Annotated in this window: 22 protein-coding genes and 1 tRNA gene; 13 read left to right on the top strand and 10 right to left on the bottom strand. The window is 59.5% G+C overall.

The window, feature by feature from the left end; translation table 11 throughout:
• Positions 1 to 18: 18 nt before the first annotated feature.
• Complete coding sequence (gene hda / locus ACSMDR_RS03840; protein ID WP_005893845.1) at positions 19 to 720, top strand: DnaA inactivator Hda; 702 nt, start codon at positions 19 to 21, stop codon at positions 718 to 720.
• A gap of 114 nt (positions 721 to 834) precedes the next feature.
• On the opposite strand, the gene aceA is transcribed toward hda, so the two are convergent.
• The 3 genes from aceA to ACSMDR_RS03825 all read right to left on the bottom strand — a co-directional run bounded on the left by aceA (position 835) and on the right by ACSMDR_RS03825 (position 5,005).
• On the bottom strand, positions 835 to 2,148 hold the full coding sequence (gene aceA / locus ACSMDR_RS03835) for an isocitrate lyase (protein ID WP_436467087.1): 1,314 nt from the start codon (positions 2,146 to 2,148) through the stop codon (positions 835 to 837).
• Between the two features lie 74 nt (positions 2,149 to 2,222).
• On the bottom strand, positions 2,223 to 3,830 hold the full coding sequence (gene aceB, locus ACSMDR_RS03830) for a malate synthase A (RefSeq protein WP_436467085.1): 1,608 nt from the start codon (positions 3,828 to 3,830) through the stop codon (positions 2,223 to 2,225).
• A gap of 1,098 nt (positions 3,831 to 4,928) precedes the next feature.
• A tRNA-Pro gene (locus tag ACSMDR_RS03825) sits at positions 4,929 to 5,005 on the bottom strand.
• A 207-nt stretch (positions 5,006 to 5,212) separates the two neighbouring features.
• Between ACSMDR_RS03825 and tadA the strand changes: the two genes are divergently transcribed.
• The 12 genes from tadA (at position 5,213) to ACSMDR_RS03765 (ending at position 18,152) form a co-directional block, all read left to right on the top strand.
• Positions 5,213 to 5,713 (top strand): tRNA adenosine(34) deaminase TadA, encoded by a 501-nt coding sequence (gene tadA / locus ACSMDR_RS03820; protein ID WP_436467084.1) that lies wholly within the window; start codon positions 5,213 to 5,215, stop codon positions 5,711 to 5,713.
• Positions 5,714 to 5,972: 259 nt separating this feature from the next.
• Entirely contained in the window at positions 5,973 to 8,210 is a 2,238-nt protein-coding gene (locus tag ACSMDR_RS03815; protein ID WP_436467083.1) for an ABC transporter permease subunit, read from the top strand.
• A 14-nt stretch (positions 8,211 to 8,224) separates the two neighbouring features.
• Entirely contained in the window at positions 8,225 to 9,874 is a 1,650-nt protein-coding gene (pstA, locus tag ACSMDR_RS03810) for a phosphate ABC transporter permease PstA (protein ID WP_436467082.1), read from the top strand.
• A gap of 251 nt (positions 9,875 to 10,125) precedes the next feature.
• Positions 10,126 to 10,944, top strand: a complete 819-nt coding sequence (gene pstB, locus ACSMDR_RS03805) for a phosphate ABC transporter ATP-binding protein PstB (RefSeq protein WP_005893834.1) — start codon at positions 10,126 to 10,128, stop codon at positions 10,942 to 10,944.
• Positions 10,945 to 11,012: 68 nt separating this feature from the next.
• A complete protein-coding gene (gene phoU / locus ACSMDR_RS03800) occupies positions 11,013 to 11,723 on the top strand; it encodes a phosphate signaling complex protein PhoU (protein ID WP_040318890.1) in 711 nt (236 codons plus the stop codon).
• Positions 11,724 to 11,837: 114 nt separating this feature from the next.
• Positions 11,838 to 12,569: a helix-turn-helix domain-containing protein gene (locus ACSMDR_RS03795; protein ID WP_436467081.1), complete on the top strand. Its 732-nt coding sequence runs from the start codon at positions 11,838 to 11,840 to the stop codon at positions 12,567 to 12,569.
• A 117-nt stretch (positions 12,570 to 12,686) separates the two neighbouring features.
• Positions 12,687 to 13,025, top strand: coding sequence for a tRNA-binding protein (locus ACSMDR_RS03790; protein ID WP_436467080.1), 339 nt, complete (start codon positions 12,687 to 12,689; stop codon positions 13,023 to 13,025).
• A gap of 126 nt (positions 13,026 to 13,151) precedes the next feature.
• Complete coding sequence (paeA, locus tag ACSMDR_RS03785) at positions 13,152 to 14,471, top strand: polyamine export protein PaeA (RefSeq protein WP_436467079.1); 1,320 nt, start codon at positions 13,152 to 13,154, stop codon at positions 14,469 to 14,471.
• Positions 14,468 to 15,010: a hypothetical protein gene (locus ACSMDR_RS03780; RefSeq protein WP_040319011.1), complete on the top strand. Its 543-nt coding sequence runs from the start codon at positions 14,468 to 14,470 to the stop codon at positions 15,008 to 15,010. The genes paeA and ACSMDR_RS03780 overlap by 4 nt, the downstream gene beginning before the upstream one ends.
• 336 nt (positions 15,011 to 15,346) lie before the next feature.
• The gene (locus ACSMDR_RS03775; protein WP_436467078.1) at positions 15,347 to 16,249 is read left to right on the top strand and encodes a homocysteine S-methyltransferase family protein; all 903 of its coding nucleotides are present in this window, start codon (positions 15,347 to 15,349) and stop codon (positions 16,247 to 16,249) included.
• Between the two features lie 9 nt (positions 16,250 to 16,258).
• Complete coding sequence (locus ACSMDR_RS03770) at positions 16,259 to 17,659, top strand: basic amino acid/polyamine antiporter (RefSeq protein ID WP_436467077.1); 1,401 nt, start codon at positions 16,259 to 16,261, stop codon at positions 17,657 to 17,659.
• 118 nt (positions 17,660 to 17,777) lie between these two features.
• Positions 17,778 to 18,152 carry a hypothetical protein gene (locus ACSMDR_RS03765; protein WP_005898077.1) on the top strand — a complete coding sequence of 125 codons (375 nt, stop codon included), beginning with the start codon at positions 17,778 to 17,780 and terminating at the stop codon, positions 18,150 to 18,152.
• 75 nt (positions 18,153 to 18,227) lie between these two features.
• Here the strand turns inward: ACSMDR_RS03765 and ACSMDR_RS03760 are convergent, their stop codons facing one another.
• The 7 genes from ACSMDR_RS03760 to ACSMDR_RS03730 all read right to left on the bottom strand — a co-directional run bounded on the left by ACSMDR_RS03760 (position 18,228) and on the right by ACSMDR_RS03730 (position 24,981).
• Positions 18,228 to 18,977: an amino acid ABC transporter ATP-binding protein gene (locus ACSMDR_RS03760; protein WP_436467076.1), complete on the bottom strand. Its 750-nt coding sequence runs from the start codon at positions 18,975 to 18,977 to the stop codon at positions 18,228 to 18,230.
• Complete coding sequence (locus ACSMDR_RS03755; protein WP_005898081.1) at positions 18,961 to 19,932, bottom strand: amino acid ABC transporter permease; 972 nt, start codon at positions 19,930 to 19,932, stop codon at positions 18,961 to 18,963. Before ACSMDR_RS03755 ends, ACSMDR_RS03760 begins: the two co-directional genes overlap by 17 nt.
• 73 nt (positions 19,933 to 20,005) lie before the next feature.
• Positions 20,006 to 20,803, bottom strand: coding sequence for a transporter substrate-binding domain-containing protein (locus ACSMDR_RS03750; protein ID WP_436467074.1), 798 nt, complete (start codon positions 20,801 to 20,803; stop codon positions 20,006 to 20,008).
• 585 nt (positions 20,804 to 21,388) lie between these two features.
• Positions 21,389 to 21,784: a nucleoside diphosphate kinase regulator gene (rnk, locus tag ACSMDR_RS03745; RefSeq protein WP_005898085.1), complete on the bottom strand. Its 396-nt coding sequence runs from the start codon at positions 21,782 to 21,784 to the stop codon at positions 21,389 to 21,391.
• A gap of 211 nt (positions 21,785 to 21,995) precedes the next feature.
• Positions 21,996 to 22,718, bottom strand: coding sequence for a substrate-binding periplasmic protein (locus ACSMDR_RS03740; RefSeq protein WP_436467072.1), 723 nt, complete (start codon positions 22,716 to 22,718; stop codon positions 21,996 to 21,998).
• A gap of 54 nt (positions 22,719 to 22,772) precedes the next feature.
• The gene (locus tag ACSMDR_RS03735; protein ID WP_436468190.1) at positions 22,773 to 23,444 is read right to left on the bottom strand and encodes a hypothetical protein; all 672 of its coding nucleotides are present in this window, start codon (positions 23,442 to 23,444) and stop codon (positions 22,773 to 22,775) included.
• A 151-nt stretch (positions 23,445 to 23,595) separates the two neighbouring features.
• Entirely contained in the window at positions 23,596 to 24,981 is a 1,386-nt protein-coding gene (locus ACSMDR_RS03730; protein ID WP_436467070.1) for an alkaline phosphatase, read from the bottom strand.
• Between the last annotated feature and the right edge of the window lie 9 nt (positions 24,982 to 24,990).

Here is a 24,990-nt window from a genome sequence, read left to right as displayed (position 1 = left end):
ACAGTCAAAGCCCACCGAGTGAAGCAACCGGCCCAACTGTCTTTAGCCGTACAACTTCCGGATGATGAAACCTTCGTCAGTTTCTATCCCGGCAACAACGCCCATCTGATCACGGCTCTCAAGAATGCCGCTATCGGTCAGGGCGCACCTTTCCTCTATTTCTGGGGTGCCAAGGGCTCAGGCCGCTCCCACCTGTTACATGCCACCTGCGCCGAGGTCAACGCCCGCGATGCAGCCGCCGCTTATCTCTCGCTCGATCAGTTTGAGCAACTCGACCCCAGCATGCTCGATGCCATGGAGAGCCTGCCGCTGGTTTGTCTCGACAGCCTGGAGGCCATCGCTGGCAATACCCTCTGGGAGCGGGCCCTGTTCGATTTTTACAATCGCTGGCAGGAGAAGGGAGAGGGAACGCTCGTTGTGACCGGCTGCAGCGCGCCGCGCAAGCTGGGTCTGCAACTGCCGGATCTGGCCTCCCGCCTCGACTGGGGGGTCTCCTTCCAATTGCAGGAGCTCGACGACGAGGGCAAACTCAGTGCCTTGCAACTGAGAGCCGAGCTACGTGGCTTCAAGCTGCCCATCGATGTGGGTCGCTTCTTGCTCAATCGCCTCTCTCGTGACATGCGCACCCTGCTCAGCACACTCAATCGACTCGATAACGCCTCCTTTAGCGCCAAGCGAAAACTTACTATTCCCTTTGTGAAAGAGATCCTCGCGCTGTGAGTTGATGCACAACTGCATGTGCATCACTTTCCATCCTTCGCGGTGGAGCAAAAAGAAACCCCGGTCTGTGCCGGGGTTTTTTGTTGGCGCCATGCAAGGCCGGTTGTACCTGCATTAATGGAACTGATCTTCTTCGGTCGAGCCAGTGAGGGCGGTGACGGAAGATTGGCCACCCTGGATGACGGTAGTGACCTTGTCGAAGTAACCCGTGCCCACTTCCTGCTGGTGTGCCACGAAGGTGTAACCCCGGCTGGCGGCGGCAAACTCCGGCTCCTGCACCATCTCGACGTAGTGCTTCATTCCCTCGCCACGGGCGTACTGGTAGGCCAGCTCGTACATGTGGAACCACATGTTGTGAATGCCCGCGAGGGTGATGAACTGGTACTTGTAACCCATGTCGGACAGCTCCTGCTGGAAGCGGGCGATGGTGGCATCGTCCAGGTTCTTCTTCCAGTTGAAGCTCGGGGAGCAGTTGTAGGCCAGGATGGTATCCGGGTACTGCGCCTTGATGGCCTCGGCAAACTTGCGCGCCTCGTCCAGATCGGGCTTCGCGGTTTCGCACCACACCATGTCGGCGTAAGGGGCATAGGCCAGACCGCGGGAGATGGCCTGCTCGATGCCGGCTTGTACCTTGTAGAAACCTTCGGCGGTACGCTCGCCGGTCAGGAAACCTGCATCGTAGGGATCGGCGTCCGTGGTCAGCAAGTCCGCCGCGTTGGCGTCGGTACGGGCGATCACCAGGGTCGTGGTGCCACAGACATCGGCTGCCAGGCGTGCCGCGACCAGTTTCTGTACCGCTTCCTGGGTGGGCACCAGCACCTTGCCACCCATGTGGCCGCATTTCTTCACCGAGGCCAGCTGATCTTCGAAGTGCACGCCGGCGGCGCCTGCTTCAATCATGCCCTTCATCAGCTCGAAGGCGTTCAGCACGCCGCCGAAGCCGGCTTCCGCATCCGCCACGATCGGCAGGAAGTAGTCGATGAAACCGGCGTCCTGCGGGCCTACCTTGTTGGCCCACTGGATCTGGTCGGCACGGGCAAACGAGTTGTTGATGCGCTCAACCACGGACGGGACCGAGTTGGCCGGGTAGAGGGACTGATCCGGGTACATGGTGGAGGACAAGTTGTTGTCCGCCGCCACTTGCCAGCCGGAGAGGTAGATGGCTTCGATGCCCGCCTTGGCCTGCTGCACCGCCTGGCCGCCGGTCAGGGCACCGAGACAGTTCACATAGCCTTTCTTGGCGCTGCCATGGATCAGCTCCCACAGCTTGTCGGCACCACGTTGGGCCAGGGTATGGGCGGGGACCAGGCTGCCGCGCAGATTCACCACGTCCTCGGCGCTGTAGCCGCGCTTGATCCCTTTCCAGCGGGGGTTTTCTGCCCAGTCTTTCTCGATAGCCTGGATCTGTTGCTCACGGGTCAGTGCCATATAAGTTCCCTCTTTCATGATTTCACGTTTCCATTGATTTGTTATTGGCGGGCTCCGCTGGGGAGGCCCCTCGTTCAGAGCCGCTCGTAACCGGGCAGCGTCAAAAAATCGATCAGGGTGTCGGCGCAGGTGATCTGCTCCATCAGCTCGCTCGCCTCGGCAAAGCGCCCGGCTTGCCAGCGTTCGGTGCCCACTTCCGCTTCGACGACCTTCTGCTCCTCGGCCAGCATCTGGCGGAACAGCGCCTTGGTCACCACTTGGCCGTTCGACAGGCTCTTGCCGTGGCGGATCCACTGCCAGATGGAGGTGCGGGAGATTTCGGCCGTGGCCGCGTCTTCCATCAGACCGTAGATGGGCACGCAGCCGTTGCCGCCTATCCAGGCTTCCAGGTATTGCAGGGCGATCCGGATGTTGGTGCGCATGCCTGCCTCGGTACGATCCCCCTCGCAGGGTGCCAGCAGGTCGGCGGCGGTGATGGACGCATCCTGCTCGCGCAGCACCTCGATCTGGTTCTTGGCTCCGCTCGGGATGGCCGCATTGAACACTGCCATGGCGGTATCGGCGAGGCCGGGGTGGGCGACCCAGGTGCCGTCGTGGCCATTGCTCGCTTCCCGCTCTTTATCTGCTTTGACTTTCGCGAATACCTGCTCGTTGACAGCCGGATCCTTGGCCGGAATAAAGGCAGCCATGCCGCCCATGGCCAGGGCGCCGCGTCTGTGACAGGTCTTGATCAGCAGGCGCGAGTAGGCGGAAAGGAACGGCTTGTCCATGGTGACCACCTGGCGGTCCGGCAGGACGCGGTCAGGGTGGTTCTTCAACGTCTTGATATAGCTGAAGATGTAGTCCCAGCGGCCGCAGTTGAGCGCGACTATGTGATCCTTCATCTGATAGAGCAGCTCATCCATCTCGAACACCGCCGGCAGGGTCTCGATAAGCACGGTGGCCTTGATGGTGCCGCGGGGCAGACCGAACTTGTCCTCGGTCCAGGCGAACACCTCGCTCCACCAGCGCCCTTCCAGATGACTTTGCAGCTTGGGGACATAGAAGTAGGGGCCCGAGCCCTTGGCCAGCAGCGCCTGATGGTTGTGCAGGAAATAGAGTGCGAAGTCGAACAGGCCGCCGGGGATGGATTCACCGTTGAAGGTGACGTGTTTCTCCGGCAGGTGCAGGCCACGTACCCGGCAGACCAGCACGGCCGGATCGCGATTGAGGGTATATGCCTTGCCTTGCGGGCTCTGGTAGGAAATGGTGCCGTTGACGGCGTCGCGCAGGTTGATTTGACCCTCGATCACCTTATCCCAGGCGGGGGCGAGGGAGTCTTCAAAGTCTGCCATGAACACTTTGACGTTGGCATTGAGGGCGTTGATGACCATCTTGCGCTCGACCGGGCCGGTTATCTCCACCCGGCGGTCTTGCAGATCGGCGGGGATGCCGCGCACTGCCCACTGACTTTCGCGAATATGGGCCGTTTCTGGCAGGAAATCCGGCAGCTCGCCGCCGTCGATGCGCGCCTGACGGGCGATGCGTTGCTTGAGTAGTTCTTTGCGCTGGGGAGCGAAATGTTCCACCAGCTCGGACACCAGAGCCACCGCTTCCGGTGTCAGTATTTGTGCATACTTGGGTTGCATGGGGCCTTCAATGCGAAGGCGATCACTGCAAAGGGCCTGGGCCGGTGCCGACATGGGGTCACTCCTGTGAAAAATTACATTTTGAACTAAATAACTACGACTAAAGTCGATCCCTGTTCACTTCCCCCCTTGGATATACCAAGTGACATGTTTGTTAAGGTGCTGAAAATTATTAGTGTCGTCAACCTATTTTTTAAAACACCCGTTTTCTTAAAGTGGTTAAGATTATGTTTTATATAGATTTGAGTGAGTTGAGCAAAAGCTCCATACAGATGAAAAACTCCTGTTGGGCAGTGACCCCGTGAAAGTCTAACTGGGAAAGGGGACTTGCAGCATTATGTTGTTAATTACGTAATTAAATTACAAATGCAAAGGCAGATCCCGACCTTACTCCAGACCTGCTATCCCGGGGTGTATGAGGCGGGTTTCTTGGCATCAGTTGGCGCAAGGCCTTTGTTGGTAAAGGGAAAAGTGATTTTGTTTAAAACTGGGGGGCGGGCTTGGTCAGACCACAACTCATCTTGAGGACGGGTATCAGATTGGAGCGCAATAACGTAGGTTTGTGTCGGATGCCAGCGAAGGCGGGGGCGGCCCAAGTACAACGGCATTAGTATAAAATTCTGGTTATTGTTTTATTCGCGAAATATGACACTTTTTTAATCAGGCTGACGAATCATGGGGGGCTGGGGGATCTCACAGAGGCTTAACTACCCCGCCAAAGGGGCTTAATACTCTTCATCGGGCTCGGCAAGATCGATGATGTCGAGCCGAACAACCTGTTCGTCATCGGGTTCCTGAGGAGGGGTATTAGATGGATGCTGGGTGGTCATGTCTGCTTGCCTCTGGGTAGATTGCAAGCCGGTGGGTAGGATCCTTACCCTGATTTCCGCATCCTTGTAGCGAGTGCCGGCACAAAGGCGCACATCCTAGCGGCTAATTTATAAAGGCTCAAGCGGTTCTGTATAAAATATACCCCGCCACTGGCTAAATTATTCATTAAGGGGTGGTTTCGCCCTGTCGCCATTGTTCATCTTTGTGAAAGGTGCGGCCATCTGCTTATCGGCATCAGCCCTGGAAGCCCAGACGAACCGAGGAGAAAAAGCACACAAAAAAATAGCCCAGTCGCGAGACTGGGCTATTTTCGGGGAATGATGGTCGGCGTGAGAGGATTCGAACCTCCGACCCCTGACACCCCATGACAGTGCGCTACCTGGCTGCGCTACACGCCGACTGCGTCAGCTTGGCTGACGGATGGGAAGTCTAATGAGATGGTCTTTGCGGCGCAAGTCCTTTTTTATCAGAGAGATGCCGATTGCTTCTTTATTGCGCAGACTAGATGTTTCTTGGGCTATGCGGGGGGATTTGGCATAATCGCCCCCCATTTTTAATGCCTGTTTACCCGTGTCACTGCCAAGGGGGAGAGTTTGGAAACCGAGATGTCAGCACAGGATGAAATCTGGATGAGGCATGCCATGGCCCTGGCCGCCAAAGCCGAAGGGATGGGCGAGATCCCGGTGGGGGCTGTGCTGGTGCTGGGGGATCAGATAGTGGGGGAGGGATGGAATCGCTCCATCACGAGCCATGATGCCTGTGCCCACGCCGAGATCATGGCGATCCGCGCCGCCGGAGAGCATCTGCAAAACTACCGTCTGCTCGATACCGTGCTCTATGTGACTCTGGAGCCATGCTGCATGTGTGCCGGCGCCCTCATTCACAGCCGAGTCAAACGAGTTGTGTATGGCGCGACGGATCTTAAAACGGGAGCGGCAGGCTCTGTGTTCAACATATTGCAGGACGAGCGTCACAACCACCGGATAGCGCTGCAGGCAGGGGTGCTTGCCGAGGCTTGCTCCGCCCAGCTCTCTGCTTTCTTCAAGCGGCGCCGCGCCGAGCAGAAGGCGGCCAAGGCGCACCAGTCAAGCCACTCTGAACCCTGAGGCGAGGGCGGGGCCGGCCGCTCGATGCATGAATCAGTCATGGCCAGTTCAACTGAGCTGGCCATGGGGCACTCTCCTTCACTCGCTTCAGTCTGGTAATGTCGCCGGGCCATTGGTCTATTTTATTTTGCCATTCAATCCCTTGGCAGAAGGCTCGCCCACGAATATCGACCAGGAACAAACTCCCTCCCTCATGTAACAAAACTGTCATGCAACCGCCATATAATGCCGCCAAGCCTAGCTCACATTGAGGTTTTGCATGTCATCGGAATCTATTCACCTGATCATGGTGGGCAACAGAAAGCGCCGGATCAAGGACAAACTAGCCAAGTATGGCGTCACCGCAGGGGGAACCCTGGTGTTGGTGGCGCTCTTGCTCATCTTCTTCTATCTGCTCTATGTGGTGAAACCCATCTTCGACGGCGCCTCCATGGCCCCGCTCTCCAATTTCTCCTTGCCGGTCAAGGACAAGACGGCCCTGATCGGGGTCGAGGAGCAAAACGAGATAGGGTATCGCTTCAGCGACAGGGGAGAGGTCAATTTTTTCGCGCTGCAAGATGATGCTCGCTTCAAGGCTGGCGAGGCCATCGGCCAGGCTCAGGTGCCAGGCGACATCAGTGCGGTGGCGATCCCGACCCCGGGCAAGACCTACCTGACCTATGGCTTCAAAGATGGCAAGGCGCTGGTGGTTGAGCCCAAATTCAAGGTGAGCTATCCCAAGGATGTGCGACTGATTGAGCCCGTGCTGGGTTACCCCTTCGGCGAAGAGCCCATTGTGGTGGATCCCGAGGGCAAGCCGCTCAGCCAGCTGGTATTTGAGGCGGGCAAAGACAAGATGGTCGCTGCTGCCCTGACCCAGGATGGCCGCGGTGTCATGGCGGTGATGAGTGGCGAGGAGAACTTCATCTCGGGTGAGGTGGAGTGGACCAGCAAGAGCTATCCCATTCCGGCTCTGCCTCGCCAGGTCGATCAGATGCTGCTGACCCCTAACCTGCGTATCTTGATGGTGCGTTCGGGCAACCGTCTCTCCGTCTATGACATCCAGAGCCTCGACGACATCCAGCTGCGCAATGTGCTAGACATCAATGCCCCCAATGCCAACGTCACCCAGTTGGCGCTGCTGGCCGGGGCTTCTTCCATCCTGGTGGGCAATGACAACGGCGTTATCTCCCAGTGGTTCGAAGTCGCCAAGAACGGCAAGCGCGAGTTCACCTACATCCGTGACTTCAAGAGCGATGGCCCCGTGGCTCAGCTCGCGCCGGAGCAGTTCCGCAAAGGCTTTGTCTCGGCAAGCCAGGATGGCACCATCAACTTCTTCCACGCCACCGGTGAGTCCAAGCTGCTCGACGAGAAGATAGAAGGTGGCGGCTTCAATGGGGTAGCCATCTCCCCGCGCCACAATCTGTTGCTGCTGCAACAGGGCAACGAAATCAAGAGCTACTCGGTCGAGAATGAGCACCCCGAGGTGACCTGGTCCGCCCTCTGGCAAGAGGTGTGGTACGAAGGCTATCCCGAGCCCATGTATGTCTGGCAGTCCACCTCCGCCAGCAATGACTTCGAGCCCAAGTTGAGCCTGATCCCCATTTCGTTCGGGACCCTCAAGGCGGCCTTCTACGCCATGCTGTTCGCCGTGCCGATCGGTGTGGCCGGCGCCATCTACACCGCCTATTTCATGTCCGCCGGGATGCGCAAATTCGTCAAGCCGACGGTGGAGATCATGGAGGCACTGCCGACGGTGATCCTGGGCTTCCTGGCCGGTCTCTGGCTGGCCCCCATCGTCGAGGATTATCTACCCGGCATCTTTATGATGCTGGTGATGTTGCCCCTCGGCATGCTGCTCACGGCCCTGGCCTGGCATGGCTTGCCGGGCAGGCTCAAGCAGCTGGTGCCAGATGGTTCGCAAGCTATCTTGCTCATCCCCGTGGTGCTCTTCATCGGTTGGCTGGCCCTGTCCCTGAGTCCCATGGTTGAGCACGCCTTCTTTGGTGGCGACACCCGCAGCTGGCTCACCAACGAGATGGGCATCAAGTTTGACCAGCGCAACTCCCTGGTCGTGGGTATCGCCATGGGCTTTGCGGTGATACCGACTATCTTCTCCATCGCCGAGGATGCGGTCTTCTCTGTGCCCAAACACCTTACCCAAGGCTCGCTCGCCCTGGGGGCGACCCCTTGGCAGACCCTGAGCCGGGTGGTGATCCTGACCGCGAGTCCGGGCATCTTCTCGGCGGTGATGATGGGGCTTGGCCGCGCCGTGGGCGAGACCATGATAGTGCTGATGGCCACGGGCAATACCCCCATCATGGACTTCTCCATGTTCCAGGGGCTGCGTACCCTGGCGGCCAACATAGCGGTAGAGATGCCGGAATCCGAGGTGGGCAGCTCCCACTACCGGGTACTCTTCCTCGCCGCCTTCGTGCTGTTTGTGTTCACCTTTCTCGTCAACACCCTGGCTGAATTCGTTCGCCAGCGTCTGCGTGAAAAATACAGTTCCCTGTAGTGAAGGAATCGACAATGGGTAAGTGGTTTAAATCAGGGGCCCCCTGGATCTGGATGACGGGCGGCGCTGTCAGTCTGAGTCTGGTCGCCGTGCTGGGTCTGTTGTTGCTCATCGGCTGGCGTGGTCTCACCTACTTCTGGCCGCACCCCATCTATGAGTGGCAGGTAAAAGATGCCAGCGGAGCCAAGAGCACCCTCATCGGCGAGATCAATGACCGGGAACTGGTGCCGGTCGAGCAGTTGCGTGCTGCCGGTCTGGCCCTGACAGGGGAGGAACGCAAGGACTTGACCCGTTATCTGGTCAAGACTGGCAACCGTGAATTCGTCGGACTGGATTTTCGCTGGGTGCTGGAGACCGACATCCTGTCTCGCAGCCAACCCAAGGAACTGGCGGTACTCGAGCGCAGCACCAATGGCAACTTCTATGGCTACCTCAGTGCGGCCAGGGAAGATGGCAAGGTCATCACCACAGATCTGCACCCGGTGATAGAGCGGATGCTGGCGCGCAGCAATCGCCTCTCCGAAGAGGCCGATGCACTGCAAAAAGGCGACATAGGCAGCATCAACTATCAGCTCGAAAAATTGCGTCTCAAGGAGCGCAAGGCCGAGCTGGACGGGGAGGTGACCGACAGCCTCAAGGCCGACCTGGCCAAGCAGCGCGAGACCCTCAACGCCGACTATCAGGTGCTGGAGAAACAGCTGTTTGACCTGCGGCGCCAGGCCGATCGCGATGCCATCAAGGTGCGCGACATGCGCGGGGTCGAGGTCGAGATGCCCATGTCCAAGGTCTTGGACATCACCTGGCCCAATGAGATGAGCCTGCTGGGCAAAGTGGGTCACTGGTTCCATCAGATAGGCAAGTTTGTCAGCGGCGAACCCCGCGAGGCCAATACCGAAGGGGGCGTCTTCCCGGCCATCTTCGGCACCGTCTTCATGGTGATACTGATGGCCATCATAGTGACCCCGCTCGGGGTGGTGGCGGCCGTTTACCTGCACGAATATGCGGGCAAGAATGGCCTGACCAAGCTAATCCGTATCGCGGTCATCAACCTGGCGGGGGTGCCCTCCATCGTCTACGGCGTGTTCGGGCTGGGCTTCTTCGTCTATACCCTCGGCGGTTCGCTGGATCAGCTCTTCTACCCGGAGGCGCTGCCGAGCCCGACCTTTGGCTCCCCCGGTGTCATCTGGTCGGCGCTGACGCTGGCCATCCTGACCCTGCCGGTGGTGATCGTCTCTACCGAAGAGGGGCTGGCGCGGATCCCGAGCACTGTTCGTCAGGGCTCCCTGGCCCTGGGCGCGACCCAGGCCGAGACCCTGTGGCGCATCGTACTCCCCATGGCGAGTCCGGCCATCATGACGGGTCTTATCCTGGCCATTGCTCGTGCGGCGGGTGAAGTGGCCCCCCTGATGCTGGTCGGCGTGGTCAAGTTGGCACCGACCCTGCCGGTGGATGGCAACTTCCCCTACCTGCATGTGGAGCGCAAGTTCATGCACCTGGGCTTCCACATCTATGACGTGGGCTTCCAGAGCCCGAACGTAGAGGCGGCCCGGCCACTGGTCTATGCGACCTCTTTCCTGCTGGTGACCGTCATCGTCGGGCTCAACCTGACGGCTATCGGTATTCGGAATCACTTGCGCGAGAAATTCCGCTCTTTGGAACATTGATGCGACTGTCCTGACTGATGTTGAGCCAATGGATGAACAGTATGAACCTGACCGACATCACCGGCTTCGTAACCACTTGCGTGAAAAATTCCGGTCGCTGGAGCATTAATCCGGCGCCAGGCAGAGACTGAAGTCAGCGATGAGCGGCTTGATAGCGAGCCGCCATCCCTGCTGGCAACCAATTGCGGCCGCTGGAACATGTAGATTCCAGCGGCGCCAGACAAGATTTTGAGACTTTTTGAGGTAATCAGATGATCAACGTGACGCCGACTTCGACCCTGCACAAGGCCCTGGATCTGAGCAGCCTGACCCCGGAGCAGACCGCGCTTGAGGTCAAGGACCTCAACCTGTACTACGGCAATAAACAGGCGCTGTTCAACGTGAATATGAAGATCCCCAAGGGGCAGGTGACTGCCTTTATCGGCCCGTCTGGCTGTGGCAAGTCAACGCTGCTGCGCTGTATCAACCGGATGAACGATCTGGTGGAGATCTGTCGCATCGAGGGGGAGATCCAGCTGCACGGTCACAACATCTATGACAAGAATGTGGATGTGTCGGCCCTGCGCCGCCGGGTCGGCATGGTGTTCCAGCGACCCAATCCCTTCCCCAAGTCCATCTACGAGAACGTGGTCTATGGTCTGCGCCTGCAAGGCATCAGCGACCGGCGTCAGCTGGATGAGGCCGCCGAGCGATCCTTGCGCGGCGCGGCGCTCTGGGAGGAGGTGAAGGATCGCTTGCATGACAACGCATTCGGTCTGTCCGGGGGTCAGCAGCAGCGTCTGGTGATCGCCCGCGCCATCGCCATCGAACCGGAAGTATTGTTGCTCGATGAGCCGACCTCGGCGCTCGATCCCATCTCGACCCTGACCATCGAGGAGCTGATCAACGAGCTCAAGACCCAGTTCACCGTGGTCATCGTCACCCATAACATGCAACAGGCGGCGCGGGTCTCGGATCAGACTGCCTTCATGTACATGGGCGAGCTCATCGAGTATGCGGACACCAACACCATCTTCACCACCCCGAGCAAGAAGAAGACCGAAGACTATATCACCGGCCGTTATGGCTAAGCACAAGGGACAAGGATGAGGGCCCATGGCCATCCTGGGATATAATCGGACCGACAAGGATTATTTGTATGGATAATATGAATCTCAATAAACACATCTCAGGTCAGTTCAATGCCGAACTTGAGGGCATCCGCAACCAGGTGCTGGTGATGGGGGGGCTGGTCGAGCAGCAACTCATCGATGCCATCGCAGCCATCCATGGTCAGGATCTGGAGGCGGCGCGCAAAATCGTCATCAATGACCACAAGGTCAACGGCATGGAAGTGGCCATCGACGAAGAGTGCACCCGCATCATCGCCAAGCGCCAGCCTGCGGCCTCTGACTTGCGTCTGGTGATGGCCATCATCAAAACCATCTCCGAGCTCGAGCGCATTGGTGATGTGGCCGACAAGATTGCCCGCATGCTGACCAACAACGCCAACAAGCCGCAACCGCCGCTGGTCTCCCTGGAAAACATGGGCCGTCGTACCATCAAGATGCTGCATGACGTGCTCGATGCCTTTGCGCGCATGGATCTGGACGCAGCCATCACCGTTTACAAGGAAGATGACAAGGTAGACCGGGAGTACGAGTCCATCATCCGTGAGCTGATGACCTACATGATGGAAGATCCGCGCACCATACCTCAGGTGCTGAACGTGCTCTGGGCGGCGCGTGCCATAGAGCGGGTCGGCGATCGTTGCCAACACATCTGCGAATACATCATCTATTTCGTCAAGGGCAAAGACGTGCGTCACACCAAGGTGGACGAGATCAACGAGCTGCTCGGCAAATCCTGATGGTTTAAGCGCCGCGCAACATCGCAAAGACGGGGCCCAAGCCCCGTCTTTGCGTCTGGGCGCTGCGCTGTTAGCATTGAGCCTTTCCCCGGCCTTGATGATGGAGCCTGCTGCATGGAATCCTTGAGCCTTCGCCGCTACAGCGCGCAGACCACCAGTCACCGCCACGATCATGCCCAGCTGGTATTGCCCCTCGATGGCCCCCTCGAGATCGACGTGGCGGGCGCGGCCCGGCGACTCCAGCCTGGCTGGGTCTGCATCATTGCCCCCGGCGAGCGTCACGATTTTTCCGCCGATCCCGACCTGCCTTTCCTCACCCAGGATGCTCACTGGCTGCCGCCCGCCCTGTTCGAATGCCCTTTTCAGCCCTTGAATGGGGATCAACAGCGCTACCTTGCCTTTATGCGTCCCCTGCTTGAGCGTGGCCAGGCCCCCCTTGGCATGGGCGAACTCTGGCTGCGACTGCTCGGAAAAGGGCGGGGGATCAGTCCGCGTCTCACTCGGGTGCTGGCTCATATGGATGCAAATTTGAGCCAGCCGCTGACGACCGCGGAGTTGGCCGCGGTGGCTTGTCTGGGGATCAGTCGTTTCAATCAGTTGTTTGCCAGCGAGCTGGGCACCAGCCCGGCCCTCTATTTGCAGCGCCGCCGCCTTGGACGAGCGCAAGACCTGCTGCGTCTAACCGGTTTGGCCATCGGCGAGGTGGCGGCCCGAGTTGGATACCAGAGCCAGGCGGCGTTCAGTCAGCGCTTTCTCAAGGCGCTGGGAGAGACTCCTTCCGCGTGGCGCAGGCACCATGGCGGCGCAGGCTTGCCAAGCGCGAACGGGGAGCAACCCGGAAGATGAGCCGTTATCTGCGAAAGTGATGGTTCACGACAAAAGATCGGCGCCTGGCAACAGCGCTCTGTCCCGGGGCATGACATGCTTGCCTGACGTGAACAACCAAGCCGCAGGATGAATGAGATGGAAGAGATCAGCTGGGACGACTTTGCCAAGGTGGCTCTGATGGTGGGCACAGTGGTGCGGGTTGAGCCCTTCCCCGAGGCCCGCCGCCCCGCCTACAAGGTCTGGGTCGATTTTGGTCCCGACGTAGGTGAGCGCAAGAGCAGCGCCCAAGTCACGGATCTCTATCGCCCCGACGAGCTGGTCGGCCGCCAGATAGTCGGGGTGGTCAACTTTGCGAGCAAACAGATCGGGCCCTTTCGTTCCGAGTTCCTGCTCACCGGCTTTTATCGCCCGGATGGTGCCGTGGTGATGGCCGTGCCAGATCGAGTGGTGCCTAATGGGGCCCGTTTGGGCTAAGTATCACACTCATCGGCAGAAATCTGGTAAAATAGGACACCGATGTGGCGGCTATCATGCCACATCCGGCTCCAGAGGGGCCCAGTTAGCGTCTTGTGCCAAGACGGGTGTTGAAATAGGTTAACCATGAGTTTTGCCGATAGTTTATTTTTACTCCTGCTACTGATTGCCAGTAGCGTGTTTTTCTCCCTTTCCGAGATCTCCCTCGCCGCCTCCCGCAAGATCAAGCTGCAGGTGATGGCCGATGAAGGGAACCGCCAGGCCTCCAAGGTACTGGCCCTGCAGGCCCAGCCGGGCAACTTCTTTACCGTGGTGCAAATTGGTCTCAATACCGTCGCCATCCTCGGCGGTATCTTGGGCGAGTCGGCCCTGAACCCTGCCATCAAGACACTGATTGCGGGCGTTTATCAGGGGCCCTGGCTGAGCGAGATCAGCTCGACCGCCTCCTTCGTGTTCGTCACCAGCATGTTCATTTTGCTGGCGGATTTGATGCCAAAGCGCCTTGCCATGACCATGCCCGAGCGGATCGCCGTGATAGTGGTGCGGCCCATGATGTTGTTCGTGATGTTGTGGATGCCCCTGGTCTGGTTCTTCAACGGCCTGGCCAACTTGCTGTTTCGCCTGCTGCGCGTCTCCATGGTGCGCAACGACGAGATCACCTCGGATGATATTTATGCGGTGATGGATGCAGGCGCCGCCGCCGGGATCTTGCAGCGCGAAGAGCATCAGCTCATCGAGAACGTGTTCGAGCTGCAGTCCCTTGGGGTGACCTCCGCCATGACGGCCCGTGAGAGCCTCATTTACTTCACGCTGCAAGAGAGTGAGGAGAGCATCAAGGCCAAGATCGCCGAGCATCCCCATAACAAGTTTTTGGTGTGCGATCACAACCTCGATAGCATCAAGGGTTTCGTCGATGCCAAGGAGCTGTTGATCCGCGTCATCAGCGGCCAGAGCATCGATCTCATCGGCGGCAATCTGGTACAGAACGTCATCATCATCCCCGACACCCTCAACCTCTACGAGGCGATGGAGTACTTCAAGAATCATCGGGGCGACTTTGCTGTGGTGATGAACGAGTACGCCCTGGTGGTCGGTATCGTCACCATGAACGATCTGATGAGTACCGTCATGGGAGAGTGGGCCACCCACGTGGTGGAGGAGCAGATAGTTCAGCGTGACGATAGCTCCTGGCTGGTGGATGGGGTTACCCCCATCACTGACGTGATGCGCTGGTTCGATATCGAAGCCTTCCCCGAGATGCAGAACTACGAAACCATCGCCGGTTTCATCATGTTCATGCTGCGCAAGATCCCCAAGCGTACCGACTCGGTCAAGTACGCGGGTTACAAGTTTGAAGTGGTAGACATAGACAGCTACAAGATCGATCAGCTGCTGGTTACCCGGATAGAGGCCACCCCGACCGAGAAGGTCTTTCAGGAGTCATGATGATGCGTGCTGTTTTGCGGCCTCTGGCCGTTCTCTCTCTGGCGGTCCTGCTGGGAGCCTGCACTTCCCCCGCGCCCAAGAAGGCGGTGGTTGCCCCCAAACCGGTGCCGGTTAGCCAGCCAGTGGTGGTGGCAGCGCCGGATCCCGACGCCGTGGTGCAGAGTGATGCCGCCTTGCCTACCCCTGTCTTTGACGAGCAGTATCATGGCCCGGATCAGGGATCGCTGGAGTCGGTGACAGCGCTGTTCGCCCGCGGCTACCTGGAGTCGGCCTTGCGCGAAACCATGCTGGCCGCGGTGCAGACCGACTATCCGCTGCTCGGCATGCGCGATGTGCGCATGAGCGATCCCGTGAGCAAGTTTCTCAGCTCACCCAAGGCCAGCCAGCTTGCAAATGACTATCTGCGCGCCGGAGTCGAGCGCCGCCTGGGTCATTCCTTGAGCACTGGCCAGTGGCAGCAGATCTGGCAGGGGTTGCCCAAGCAGGGGCGGGTGTCCGACTGGACCTTGCAACTCAAGCGAGTGTTGGCGGGGCGCTAAGCCGCCATGGCTGTCGGCGGCATCCGCTGTCGCCACTCCCCACATTTGGTATCCAGCAAAAGGCCACCCCGGGGTGGCCTTTTGCCATCCAGGCCGCCAATGCCGATGCCTGGCTTGTCATGCCTCCCTTCTCGACGATTTTCCCGCCCCCCGTGGGCCATCGTCATCACCCTGATTTATGCCGATGGCTGCCCGTCATGCGCAGATCCTGATTGCGTCCTCTTTTACTTTCCGTCATGATATTTCGGCATTCTAGCCATCCAGATGTTTTGATGGCTTTAATGTCGTATCACACAATAATCACCCGCCATGACGGGGACACGCAGAGAGACAGAGATGGAAAATAACGATTTGGTGGTGCTCGATGGTGGCATGGGTCGTGAGCTGGCCAGGCGCGGGGCTCCTTTTCGTCAACCGGAGTGGTCGGCCCTGGCATTGATGGAGGCGCCCGAGACGGTATCCCAAGTGCATCAGGCCTATGTGCGGAGTGGGGCCAGAGTGATCACCACCAACAGCTATGCCCTGGTGCCGTTCCATATCGGTGCCGAGCGTTTCGCGGCCCAGGGAGAGGCGCTGGCGGCGCTGGCGGGCAAGCTGGCCCGGACCGTGGCCGGGCAGACTGATGCCGGGGTGCGGGTGGCCGGCTCCTTGCCACCGCTATTGGGCTCTTATCGCCCTGATCTTTTCGAGCCTGCGCGGGTGAGCGAGCTTGCCTGGCCCTTGATCCGCGGGCTGGCTCCCCATGTGGATATCTGGTTGGCCGAGACCATGAGTCTGATTGCCGAGCCGTTGGCTCTCAGGGCCTTGTTGCCCCGCGACGGCAAGCCATTCTGGGTCTCCTTCACCCTGGAAGACGAGACGCCAGGAAAGGAACCTACCCTGCGCTCCGGCGAGCGGGTGGCAGATGCCGTCGATGCGTTGGCTGCGGCTGGCGTGGATGCCCTCTTGTTCAACTGCTGTCAGCCTGAGGTGATTGAGGCCGCGCTGCGGGTCGCCGCAGACAGATTGCAGAGTCAGGGATTCAGTCATATCCGGTTGGGCGCTTATGCCAACGCTTTCCCGCCCCAGCCCAAAGAGGCGACCGCCAACAATGGGCTGGACGAGATCCGCGCCGATCTGGGGCCGCTCGATTACCTCGACTGGGCAGAGTGCTGGCGCGAGCAGGGGGCGACTCTTATTGGTGGTTGCTGTGGCATAGGCCCGGAACATATTCAGGCCCTGTCGAACCGCTTAGGCTAAGGAACCTTGATGAAAGAGAACCGGATAGGACTCTGGTCCCTCACCGCGCTGGTGTTCAGTTCCATGGTGGGGGCGGGCATCTTCAGCTTGCCCCAGAACATGGCCGAGGTCGCAGGTGCGCGCGCCGTGCTGATTGGCTGGGCTATCACTGGGGTGGGGATCCTGGCGCTGGCCGCCTGTTTCCTCTATCTATCGCGGCTAAGGCCGGATCTGGATGGTGGTATTTATAGCTATGCCCGCGCCGGTTTTGGCGATCTGGTGGGCTTCTTTTCCGCCTGGGGTTACTGGCTATGCGCCACCATAGGGGTTGTGGGTTATCTGGTGATCGCCTTCGCGGCGCTTGGCAGTTTCATCGACACGCCGCAGCAGATCTGGTTCGGTGAGGGCAATACCCTGGGGGCCTTCCTCGGCGAGTCCTGCATCTTGTGGGCAGTTCACTTGCTGGTGGCCCGCGGCGTACAGCAAGCAGCCCTGTTCAATCTGGTGGCGACTCTGGCCAAGAGCCTGCCGCTGCTGCTGTTCGTGCTGTTTGCTTGCTACTACTTTGACCCGGTGACCTTCAATCAGGATCCGGCAGGCAGCAGCCTGGCCGTGCCGGTCTCCGAGCAGGTGCGCAACACCATGCTCATTACCCTCTGGGTTTTCACCGGCATAGAGGGGGCAGCCGTGCTGTCGGCTCGGGCCCGGCGCAAGCAGGATGTGGGCACGGCAACCGTGCTGGGAGTGGTGCTGGCGTTGCTGCTCTATGTGCTGATCTCCGTGCTCTCCCTCGGTATCTTGAGTCGTCCCGAGCTGGCTACCCTGCCCAACCCCTCCATGGCGGGGCTGATGGCGAACATGACGGGATCCTGGGGCAAAGGGCTGCTCAGCCTGGGACTCATCGTGTCGGTGCTGGCCTCCTATGTCAGTTGGACCTTGTTCTCGGCCGAGGTGCCGTTCAGCGCAGCCCGGCATGGTGCCTTTCCGGCCATCTTTCGCCGCCAGAATGACAGGGGAACGCCCATCGCCTCTCTCTGGCTCACCAGCTTGACGGTACAGGGCTGCCTGCTGCTGGTGTGGCTGCTGGGCAAGGGCTATACCAGCCTGTTGCTTATCTCCACCTCCATGATCCTGGTGCCCTACCTGCTGATTGGACTCTTCCTGCTCAAGCTCTGTCTGAGGGGAGAGGGCAGGCTTCGGATGCGCGTCGTGGCGGCGTTGGCGAGTGGCTATGGTCTCTGGCTGCTCTATGCCGCCGGGGTGGAGTACCTGCTGCTGTCGCTCTTGCTCTATGGCCCGGGTCTGTTGCTGTTTCTCTACAGTCGGCGTCAACTGGGCGAGGCGGGGCGCCTGAAAGGGCACGAACGTTGGCTGGCCGGCGTGACACTGCTGGCGCTGTTGCCCGCACTCTGGTCGTTTGGCCACATCTAGTGACGTCCAGGCAAGATGGCGTTATCCCCTTTGAGCAGCCAAGCTAAGGATGGGTGCCAGCACCTCGCTGGCACGCTTGTGGCGAGCAACCGTCCATTGGAAAAAGAAGAGAGAGCCTATGAACATCTGCAGGATAGGCCCCCTGTTATTGATACTGGCCGCGGGCCCCTTGTATGCCAATGACAGTGTCAACAGTGAGTTGAGTCATGTGGCGGGGGGAGCTGCCATGGCCGTCGGTTTTACCGTCATCTCTGATCACTACTGGAGTCAGGAGCACAGAGGCTGGATTGGCTTTGGCATATCCGCCAGCTTGGGGGTATTGGGCGAGCTGGCCGAGAAGGCAACGGGCAAGGGGCCTTTCTCAGGGCTGGATGCCGCCTCCAATGCTCTGGGCGCCGCCATGGGGGCTTTCGTCACGGATCAGTGGATCCTCTCCCCCGTGGTGAGCCCGGATTCCCACTATGCCGGTCTCAACGCCAGCTACCGCTTCTAAGTTCGGGTGTAGACAAGAAAGGGGAGCCGCCATGGCTCCCCTTTGTACTTGTCTGTCAGCACCGGCGAGTGCTCTCTAGAGTACTTGACTCAGGAACTGGCGCAGGCGGGAGGAGGCTGAGTTGTCGAAGAAGTCGTCAGGCTTTTCGTCCACCAGGAGTTCACCCCGCTCCATGAAGAGCACCCGGTCTGCCACTTCGCGGGCAAAGCCCATCTCGTGGGTGACGACCACCATGGTCATGCCCTCGCGCGCCAGCCCTTTCATCACGTCCAGCACCTCACCGACCATCTCGGGATCCAGGGCACTGGTGGGTTCATCAAACAGCATGATCCGTGGCTGCATGGCCAGGGCTCGAGCGATGGCGACCCGCTGCTGCTGACCGCCGGAAAGCTGGGAGGGATAACTGGCGGCCTTGTCGGCCAGCCCCACCTTGAGCAGCAGGGCCTTGGCCCTGTCCTCGGCATCCTGGCGCGACAGCCCACGCACCTTCTGGGGGGCCAGGGAGATGTTGTCCAGTACCGACAGGTGAGGGAAGAGGTTGAAGGACTGGAACACCATGCCTACCTCTTCGCGCAACTTGTTGACGTTGCCGGGCTCGGTCAGGCTGATACCGTCGACGATGATCTCCCCATCGTTGATGGTCTCTAGCTGGTTGAGAGTGCGCAGGAAGGTGGATTTCCCCGAGCCGCTCGGGCCGACGATCACTACCACTTCCCCTTCTGCGACTTGGGTACTGACGTTTTTCAGGGCATGGACGCCGCCGGCATAAATCTTCTCGACCCCGCTGGCTTTGATGATGGGGTCTTGCTTAGTTGCTGCGTGCATATTTCACCTCCAAGCGGCGCACCAGGAAGGAGAGGGTGCCGGTGAGTACCAGATAGAGCAGGGCCACGGTGAACCAGACCTCGAACGGACTGAAGGTGGAGCTGACCACCTCCCGGCCCGCCTTGGTGAGATCCGTGATCGAAATGACGGAGACCAGGGAGGAGTCCTTGATGAGGTTGATGAACTGACCCGCCAGGGGAGGCAGCACTCGCTTGAAAGCCTGCGGCAATATGATGTAGCGCATGGTCTGGGCCGAGGTGAGACCCAGACTGCGACCCGCTTCCATCTGTCCTTTGTGGATGGAGTCGATGCCTGCCCGTACAATTTCGGCCACATAGGCCCCGGTGAAGACCGCCAAGGCCGCCACCCCGGCGGTGAACCTGTCCAGGTTCAGCACTGTTCCGATGAAGAAGTAGACGATGAAGATCTGCACCAGCAGCGGTGTGCCGCGGATGAGTTCCACATAGCAACCGGCAAGATTGCGCAGCGCCGGGTTGGGCGAGAGGCGGGCCAGCCCCGCCAGGGTGCCGAGCAGTATGGCGAAGATCCCGGCTACCAGAGAAAGTTTGATGGTGACCCAGATGCCAAAGGCGATGGGGCCCGGGGTCCATTTCAGCTGAGTGTCGAGCACATCACCGCGAAAGACGGTATCTCCTTCCGACAGGTTGGAGCCGGTGGCGGCAATGGTTTGGCGGTGGGTTGCGTCCAGATCGTCTTGCAGCACCAGGGCGCCATTCTCGGCCACCACAGTGCCATCAAACTCGGCATAGCTGTTTTGCTGGGCCTGATAGACGATGTATTGGGGGATGCGCTCCCAGCGCCAGGTGTAATCGACCGATTGAACGGCCTTGTAGATGCCGAATACGGCAAGCAGCAGCATCAGCACGAAAACGCCGTGCCAAAGTAGTGAGCTGGGCTGTTTTTCCATCTGTTTGATGGGTCTCGGATTGAGCACAGTCGACAACCTCTTTCTTTATTGTGTGGGGGTCTGCGTGAGGGGCGCGGCCCGGGCCGCGCCCTCGAGAGGCTTACTTGAGCTGTTTCAACCAGTCGTTGGACTCGAACCATTTCTGATAGAGACGGTCGTAGCTGCCGTCACCCTTGATCTGGCGCAGGTAGTTGTTCATCCAGTTGAGGGTGTCTTGATCGCCTTTTCGAATGGCCCAGGCCAGGGGCTCGAAGGTGAAAGGAGTCGCCAGGTGCACCACGGCGCCCTTGTTTTCGGAGGCGAAGATGGCGTTGTAGGGCAGGTCATAGATGAAGGCATCGACCTTGCCGTTGATCACTTCCAGCTTGGCGTCATCCTGCGTTTCATACTGCAGCAGGGTTGCCTTGGGGATCATGCGTTTTACCGCCTGCTCACCCGTGGTGCCGAGCTTGACCGCAATCTTGAACTTGGGATCGTTCAAATCCTGATAGGACTTGATGGTACCCGCCAGCTCCTTGCGCAGCACTATGGTCTGGCCCACGACGATATAGGGGTCGGCGAAGTTGACGCGCAGGTTGCGCTGGGGAGTGACCGTCATGCCACCCATGATGACGTCGAACTTGTCGGTGAGCAGGGCGGGGATGATGCCGTCCCAGGCGGTGTTGACGAACTCCACTTTGACGCCCATCTCCTTGGCGACCATTTTGGCGAGATCCACATCGAAGCCGATGTATTTGCCCTGTTTGTTGGTCATTTCAAAGGGTTGGTAACCGGCGTCGAAACCGACGCGCAGTACACCGCGATCGAGCACGGCATCCAGGGTGGAGGGAGCGGCACTGGGGGCGGCGTTGGCCATGCCGCAGGCGAGCAGGGTAGAAAGTATCAGTTTTTTGATCATGGTGACTTCTCTGTCGATGTTGTGTTCAGCCTTGAACCTGATCCCGTGCGACTCCGTGGCACAAGAGACTGCTGCATCCGGCAACAGGTAAGACGATGCTTATTATCAGGGTGAGGCCAGGGCCTCGGGTGAGATCTTATGAGCGACCGCTGAGTGAAAAATGAACTCAAATCGGCCTATTGTCAGTCAACTCGGTGGCAGAGTGTCTTGACGCTTTAGTGAACTGCTCATAAAGGCGCACAAAAACAACATATCTATCTAAGGTGATAGGTTCAAGCGCAATCTCTCCATGACGGACAAGTTAACCGTAAAGGGGGTCAAACGGATTTTCTTCAACAATGACAATCAATTATCTCGTCATTAACGAATGGCTCTCATCCAGGAGACGCTGCGCAGGCATGGGTTTGGCAGCGGTGGATAGCGAATTATGCTGAGGGCATGTTGTTTTTGCTGGGGCGAGCCTGACGGCAGGGCGCCATCGGCAAGAGAAGAGTGCACCCCGTTAGCAGGGGAGGGGGCTTTGGTTGAATGACGGACAAGAGGCGCTTCAGGGCGTCCGTGGGACGCCCTCGGTGGCTCGCAAGATCAGCGATGCAGTTCGCCCGCGCGCTCCGGCTGATAGACGACCTCCAGGATCTCGACCTCGATGTTGCGACCGGCGGGCCCGGACCAGCTGATGTTGTCACCGACCTTGAGGCCGAGCAGGGCGCTGCCAACCGGGGTCAGCACAGAGATCTTCGACTCATCACCCTGCACATCCTTGGGGTAGACCAGGGTCAGGCAGAAGGGGGCGTCACTGTTCTTCATCTTGAAGCGCACCTGACTGTTCATGGTGACCACGTCCGGCGGCATGTCGGCCGGATCGCGGATCTCGGCGCGATTGAGCTCTTCTTGCAGGGCCTGATGCTGGGGCGAGTTGCCAAGCAGAGGTTCAATTCGGTCCAGATCCAGGCTGGAGATAATAAGATGGGGAGCAGTCATAGGGTATTTCCTCATGAAATAGGGTTAACGAGGCCGCAGGGGCCCAAATAGATTGGGAAGAATGGAAGAGACGAACGCGGCCCCCGACAGCTCGTGGGAAGAACGAGGGCGGGGGCTCAGCTGGGTGTGAGCAGAATGGGAAAAATCAGACTGGTTTTCATGACGATACCATAACCATTATGGTTTCTTTTGGCAATCCTTCAGCCCATGCTCAGGGGGCCTGGTAATCGTACTGACGCAGTATACGGGCCAGGCTGCCATCGGCTCGCATCCCTTGAATGACATCATGCCACCGTCTGGCTTCCTGCGAGGGAAAATCAGGGCTGGCGGCCAGATAGAGCGGCATCTTGGCCAGGGTAGCCCCTTTGACCAGCTCGGAGAGCCGCAGTCCCGCCTCTTGCTGGGCGTAGCGTATGGTATTCCAGGCGGCGGCCCAGGCCTGGATCCGACCCAGCGCCAGCTTGTCGGCGTTGTTGCGCTCGGTGGTGACTATTTCCAGGGAGGTTACTCCCAGCTCCTGGAGCAGGTTGTGGCTAAGGGAGTGGCGCAGCACGCCTATCTTGAGCGGGCTCTTTTCATCCAGTCTCAGTGGTGCCGGGTGGTAGTGTTGGTCGCTGGCGAGCACGAAGGCTTCATCGAGCAGTGGCACTATCCATTGCAGCATCGCCTCGCGATCCGGGCTGCGTACCGGCGGCAGCAACAGGACCCGGGATCGGTGCTGGGCCTCCTGGATGGCGCGCGCGAAGGGCATCAGCTCTATCTGTATGGGTTCGCGCAAGCGCCGTGCCGCCTCTTCAATGACCTCTACCGCCATGCCGGTCGGCGCCCCTTGTTGGGGGCGGATCACATAGGGGGGCACTTCGCCCGCCAGCAGGGTGACCGCCTGGACAAAGGGGCTAAACAGGACAAGCAGCAGGCACAGAAGCAGGGACATGGCACGTCATCATGGTTAACGAGAGGCCAAGTGTACCATCTGTGGCCTGTCTATTTAGTCGAAAAAGTCACGAATGTCCCGTGGTTGGTAATCGGCTAATGCGAGCCAGGGGGCCCGGGGACTCAGCTTGGCGGGAGTGAGCGTCATCTTGTAGCTGCGATAACCATCAAGGGAGCCTGACTCGACTTGCAAGGGGACTTGCAGCTGTTCTGACCAGAGAATACGGGTGCGCTCATGGGCCGTCTTGTGTTCATACCAGCGAGCCCCGGCGGGAGCGTCTTTTTCCAGCAAATCCATGGTGGCCAGCAGCTCAGGGTCAATCAAGAAGCGCACCTTGGCCCAATTGGGCGTAAAGGCTACCTGACCATACTCCTCGGGAGGCACACTCACCAACTGCTTGTGGTAGCTGTCCGCGTAGTGCAGCTGGACTGTGCCCCCCTCATCCAGGCTGACCCAGCGGGCAGCCATCTGATGAGTGAAGTGTTTATGACCGGGCTGACCATCATGCTGCTGGTGATAGGCGCGGGCCACTGTGATGGGGATGAGTCGTTCGCTCCATACTTGACTGCCGCGGCGCTGCCAGCGCTCCTGCCAGCTGCTTTCACGGATGACGCCATCGGCGCTGGTGGTGCGATCCTGATACTGGATGCGGGCGGCCAGATCCGGGGCATCCGCCGTGCGGGCCTCGGCGGACAGGGTTGTGAGCGGCAGGAGCAACCCCATCATCAGGGCTGCCAGGGGAAGAGGGGTCTTGCTCATGAGGTCTCTCATCGTGCGGTCTTGGGCCAACCTGGTGCGGGGTCAGCAAAGGGGAAGAGCGTAAAATCAGGGGCCGCCGTCGATGCGGCCCCTGCGCTGACAGGTTGCCTGTCTCTACTTAGAGACCCAGGGCCTCTTTTATTTTGCCAAACACCTTGATGTTCTCTAGGGTGCCCTTGAAGCGCTCGCTACCGGCGCCATCGGCAAACAGCATCACATCGCCGCCGCCATGGGTCTCGGAGCCGAGCTTGACACCGGTCTCCTGCAGGTAGTCATCCGCCATCACCTCACTGCTGGTCAGGGTGGGGCGCACGTCGGCGCGGTTGGGACCATTGCCAAATACCAGGGTGGTGAAGGGTTTGCCATCCACGTCGTTCTGGGTCGAGCCATCGCCGTTTTTCACCAGATCCAGCACGGGATTGCCCTTGGCGGCGTAGCCGTTGATGGTCATGGTGTGGTCATGGTCTGCGGTGACCACTATCAGGGTATCATTCAGGTCGACCTTGCCGAGCGCCGTCTTGACCGCGTCATCCAGGGCGACTGCATCGGTCAGGGCCCGTTTGGCATTGGTGCCATGCAGGGCGTGGTCGATGCGACCCCCTTCCACCATCAGGAAGTAGCCTTGACTGTTTTTGGCCAGCAGATCGATCGCCTTGGCGGTCATTTGCGACAGGGATGGCTGGGTACTGGCGGCGCCCTTGGCAACCCTGTCGAGCTCATAGTCGAGGTGGGACTTGGCGCTGAACAGGCCCAGCACCTTGCCGTCACTCACCTTGGCCAAATCACTCTGGGTGGTCACGTACTGATAACCCTGGGTCTGGAGCTCGGCGGTCAGATCCCGGCCATCGGCTCGCCCGCCCTTGTTGCTGCCGGCATCATAGGGGGTCCAGTGATTGGCGCCGCCACCGAGCAGCACATCGATCCCATCCCCAAGGGCGCTGTTGAAGCCGGCGCCGCCCGGTACCGCCTGGGCGGAGATGGCGTAGGCAGCATCTCGGTGGCAGATGTGGGAGTATGTCGCCGCCGGGGTGGCGTGGGTCAACTCGGTGGTGGTGACGGCGCCCACCGACTTGCCGGCGGCCTTGGCCAGCTCGAGCAGGGTCGGAACTGTGTGGCCGTTGTCAGCCGTGCAGTTGTTGATGCTCTTGTTGCCGTTGGCATCCTTGCCAGGCGCCACGGCCAGGGTGTCGGCGCTCATGCCAATCACCTCGTTGTTCATCTTGACGCCTGTGGTGTAGGCAGCCATCGAGGGAGCTGAGTCCGTGGTCTGGGCATCGTTGGAGAAGGTCTTGATGCGGGCGCTGCGGGGCAGGGACATCATCTCGAGGTTGCCCTCCTCCCCCACCTTGAACAGGCGGGTGGCGGTGAGCACGGTCGGGCCCATGCCATCGCCAATAAAGAGAATGACGTTCTTGGCATCGCTGGCCTGAACCTGAGGCACAAGGGCCAGGGTGGCCAGGGTCAGGGCGGCGCAGATCGGTGAGGTCTTGAATCGTGTTTTCATGGGGTCTGT

This window comes from Aeromonas molluscorum (assembly GCF_051376105.1).
In the GTDB taxonomy this organism is placed as follows: Bacteria; Pseudomonadota; Gammaproteobacteria; order Enterobacterales; family Aeromonadaceae; genus Aeromonas; species Aeromonas molluscorum.
The sequence above is the reverse complement of the archived record's forward strand: the minus strand, read 5'-3'. Positions and strand labels throughout refer to the sequence as shown.

Bases quoted from the DNA above. Each gene is read 5' to 3' on its own strand.
- phoU (WP_040318890.1), top strand. From the start codon at position 11,013: ATGGATAATATGAATCTCAATAAACACATCTCAGGTCAGTTCAATGCC.
- ACSMDR_RS03765 (WP_005898077.1), top strand. From the start codon at position 17,778: ATGAACATCTGCAGGATAGGCCCCCTGTTATTGATACTGGCCGCGGGC.
- pstB (WP_005893834.1), top strand. From the start codon at position 10,126: ATGATCAACGTGACGCCGACTTCGACCCTGCACAAGGCCCTGGATCTG.
- paeA (WP_436467079.1), top strand. From the start codon at position 13,152: ATGAGTTTTGCCGATAGTTTATTTTTACTCCTGCTACTGATTGCCAGT.
- ACSMDR_RS03750 (WP_436467074.1), bottom strand. From the start codon at position 20,803: ATGATCAAAAAACTGATACTTTCTACCCTGCTCGCCTGCGGCATGGCC.
- rnk (WP_005898085.1), bottom strand. From the start codon at position 21,784: ATGACTGCTCCCCATCTTATTATCTCCAGCCTGGATCTGGACCGAATT.
- aceA (WP_436467087.1), bottom strand. From the start codon at position 2,148: ATGGCACTGACCCGTGAGCAACAGATCCAGGCTATCGAGAAAGACTGG.
- ACSMDR_RS03775 (WP_436467078.1), top strand. From the start codon at position 15,347: ATGGAAAATAACGATTTGGTGGTGCTCGATGGTGGCATGGGTCGTGAG.
- ACSMDR_RS03790 (WP_436467080.1), top strand. From the start codon at position 12,687: ATGGAAGAGATCAGCTGGGACGACTTTGCCAAGGTGGCTCTGATGGTG.
- pstA (WP_436467082.1), top strand. From the start codon at position 8,225: ATGGGTAAGTGGTTTAAATCAGGGGCCCCCTGGATCTGGATGACGGGC.
- ACSMDR_RS03730 (WP_436467070.1), bottom strand. From the start codon at position 24,981: ATGAAAACACGATTCAAGACCTCACCGATCTGCGCCGCCCTGACCCTG.
- ACSMDR_RS03815 (WP_436467083.1), top strand. From the start codon at position 5,973: ATGTCATCGGAATCTATTCACCTGATCATGGTGGGCAACAGAAAGCGC.
- ACSMDR_RS03780 (WP_040319011.1), top strand. From the start codon at position 14,468: ATGATGATGCGTGCTGTTTTGCGGCCTCTGGCCGTTCTCTCTCTGGCG.
- tadA (WP_436467084.1), top strand. From the start codon at position 5,213: ATGTCAGCACAGGATGAAATCTGGATGAGGCATGCCATGGCCCTGGCC.
- aceB (WP_436467085.1), bottom strand. From the start codon at position 3,830: ATGTCGGCACCGGCCCAGGCCCTTTGCAGTGATCGCCTTCGCATTGAA.
- ACSMDR_RS03740 (WP_436467072.1), bottom strand. From the start codon at position 22,718: ATGTCCCTGCTTCTGTGCCTGCTGCTTGTCCTGTTTAGCCCCTTTGTC.
- ACSMDR_RS03760 (WP_436467076.1), bottom strand. From the start codon at position 18,977: ATGCACGCAGCAACTAAGCAAGACCCCATCATCAAAGCCAGCGGGGTC.
- ACSMDR_RS03795 (WP_436467081.1), top strand. From the start codon at position 11,838: ATGGAATCCTTGAGCCTTCGCCGCTACAGCGCGCAGACCACCAGTCAC.
- ACSMDR_RS03735 (WP_436468190.1), bottom strand. From the start codon at position 23,444: ATGATGGGGTTGCTCCTGCCGCTCACAACCCTGTCCGCCGAGGCCCGC.
- ACSMDR_RS03770 (WP_436467077.1), top strand. From the start codon at position 16,259: ATGAAAGAGAACCGGATAGGACTCTGGTCCCTCACCGCGCTGGTGTTC.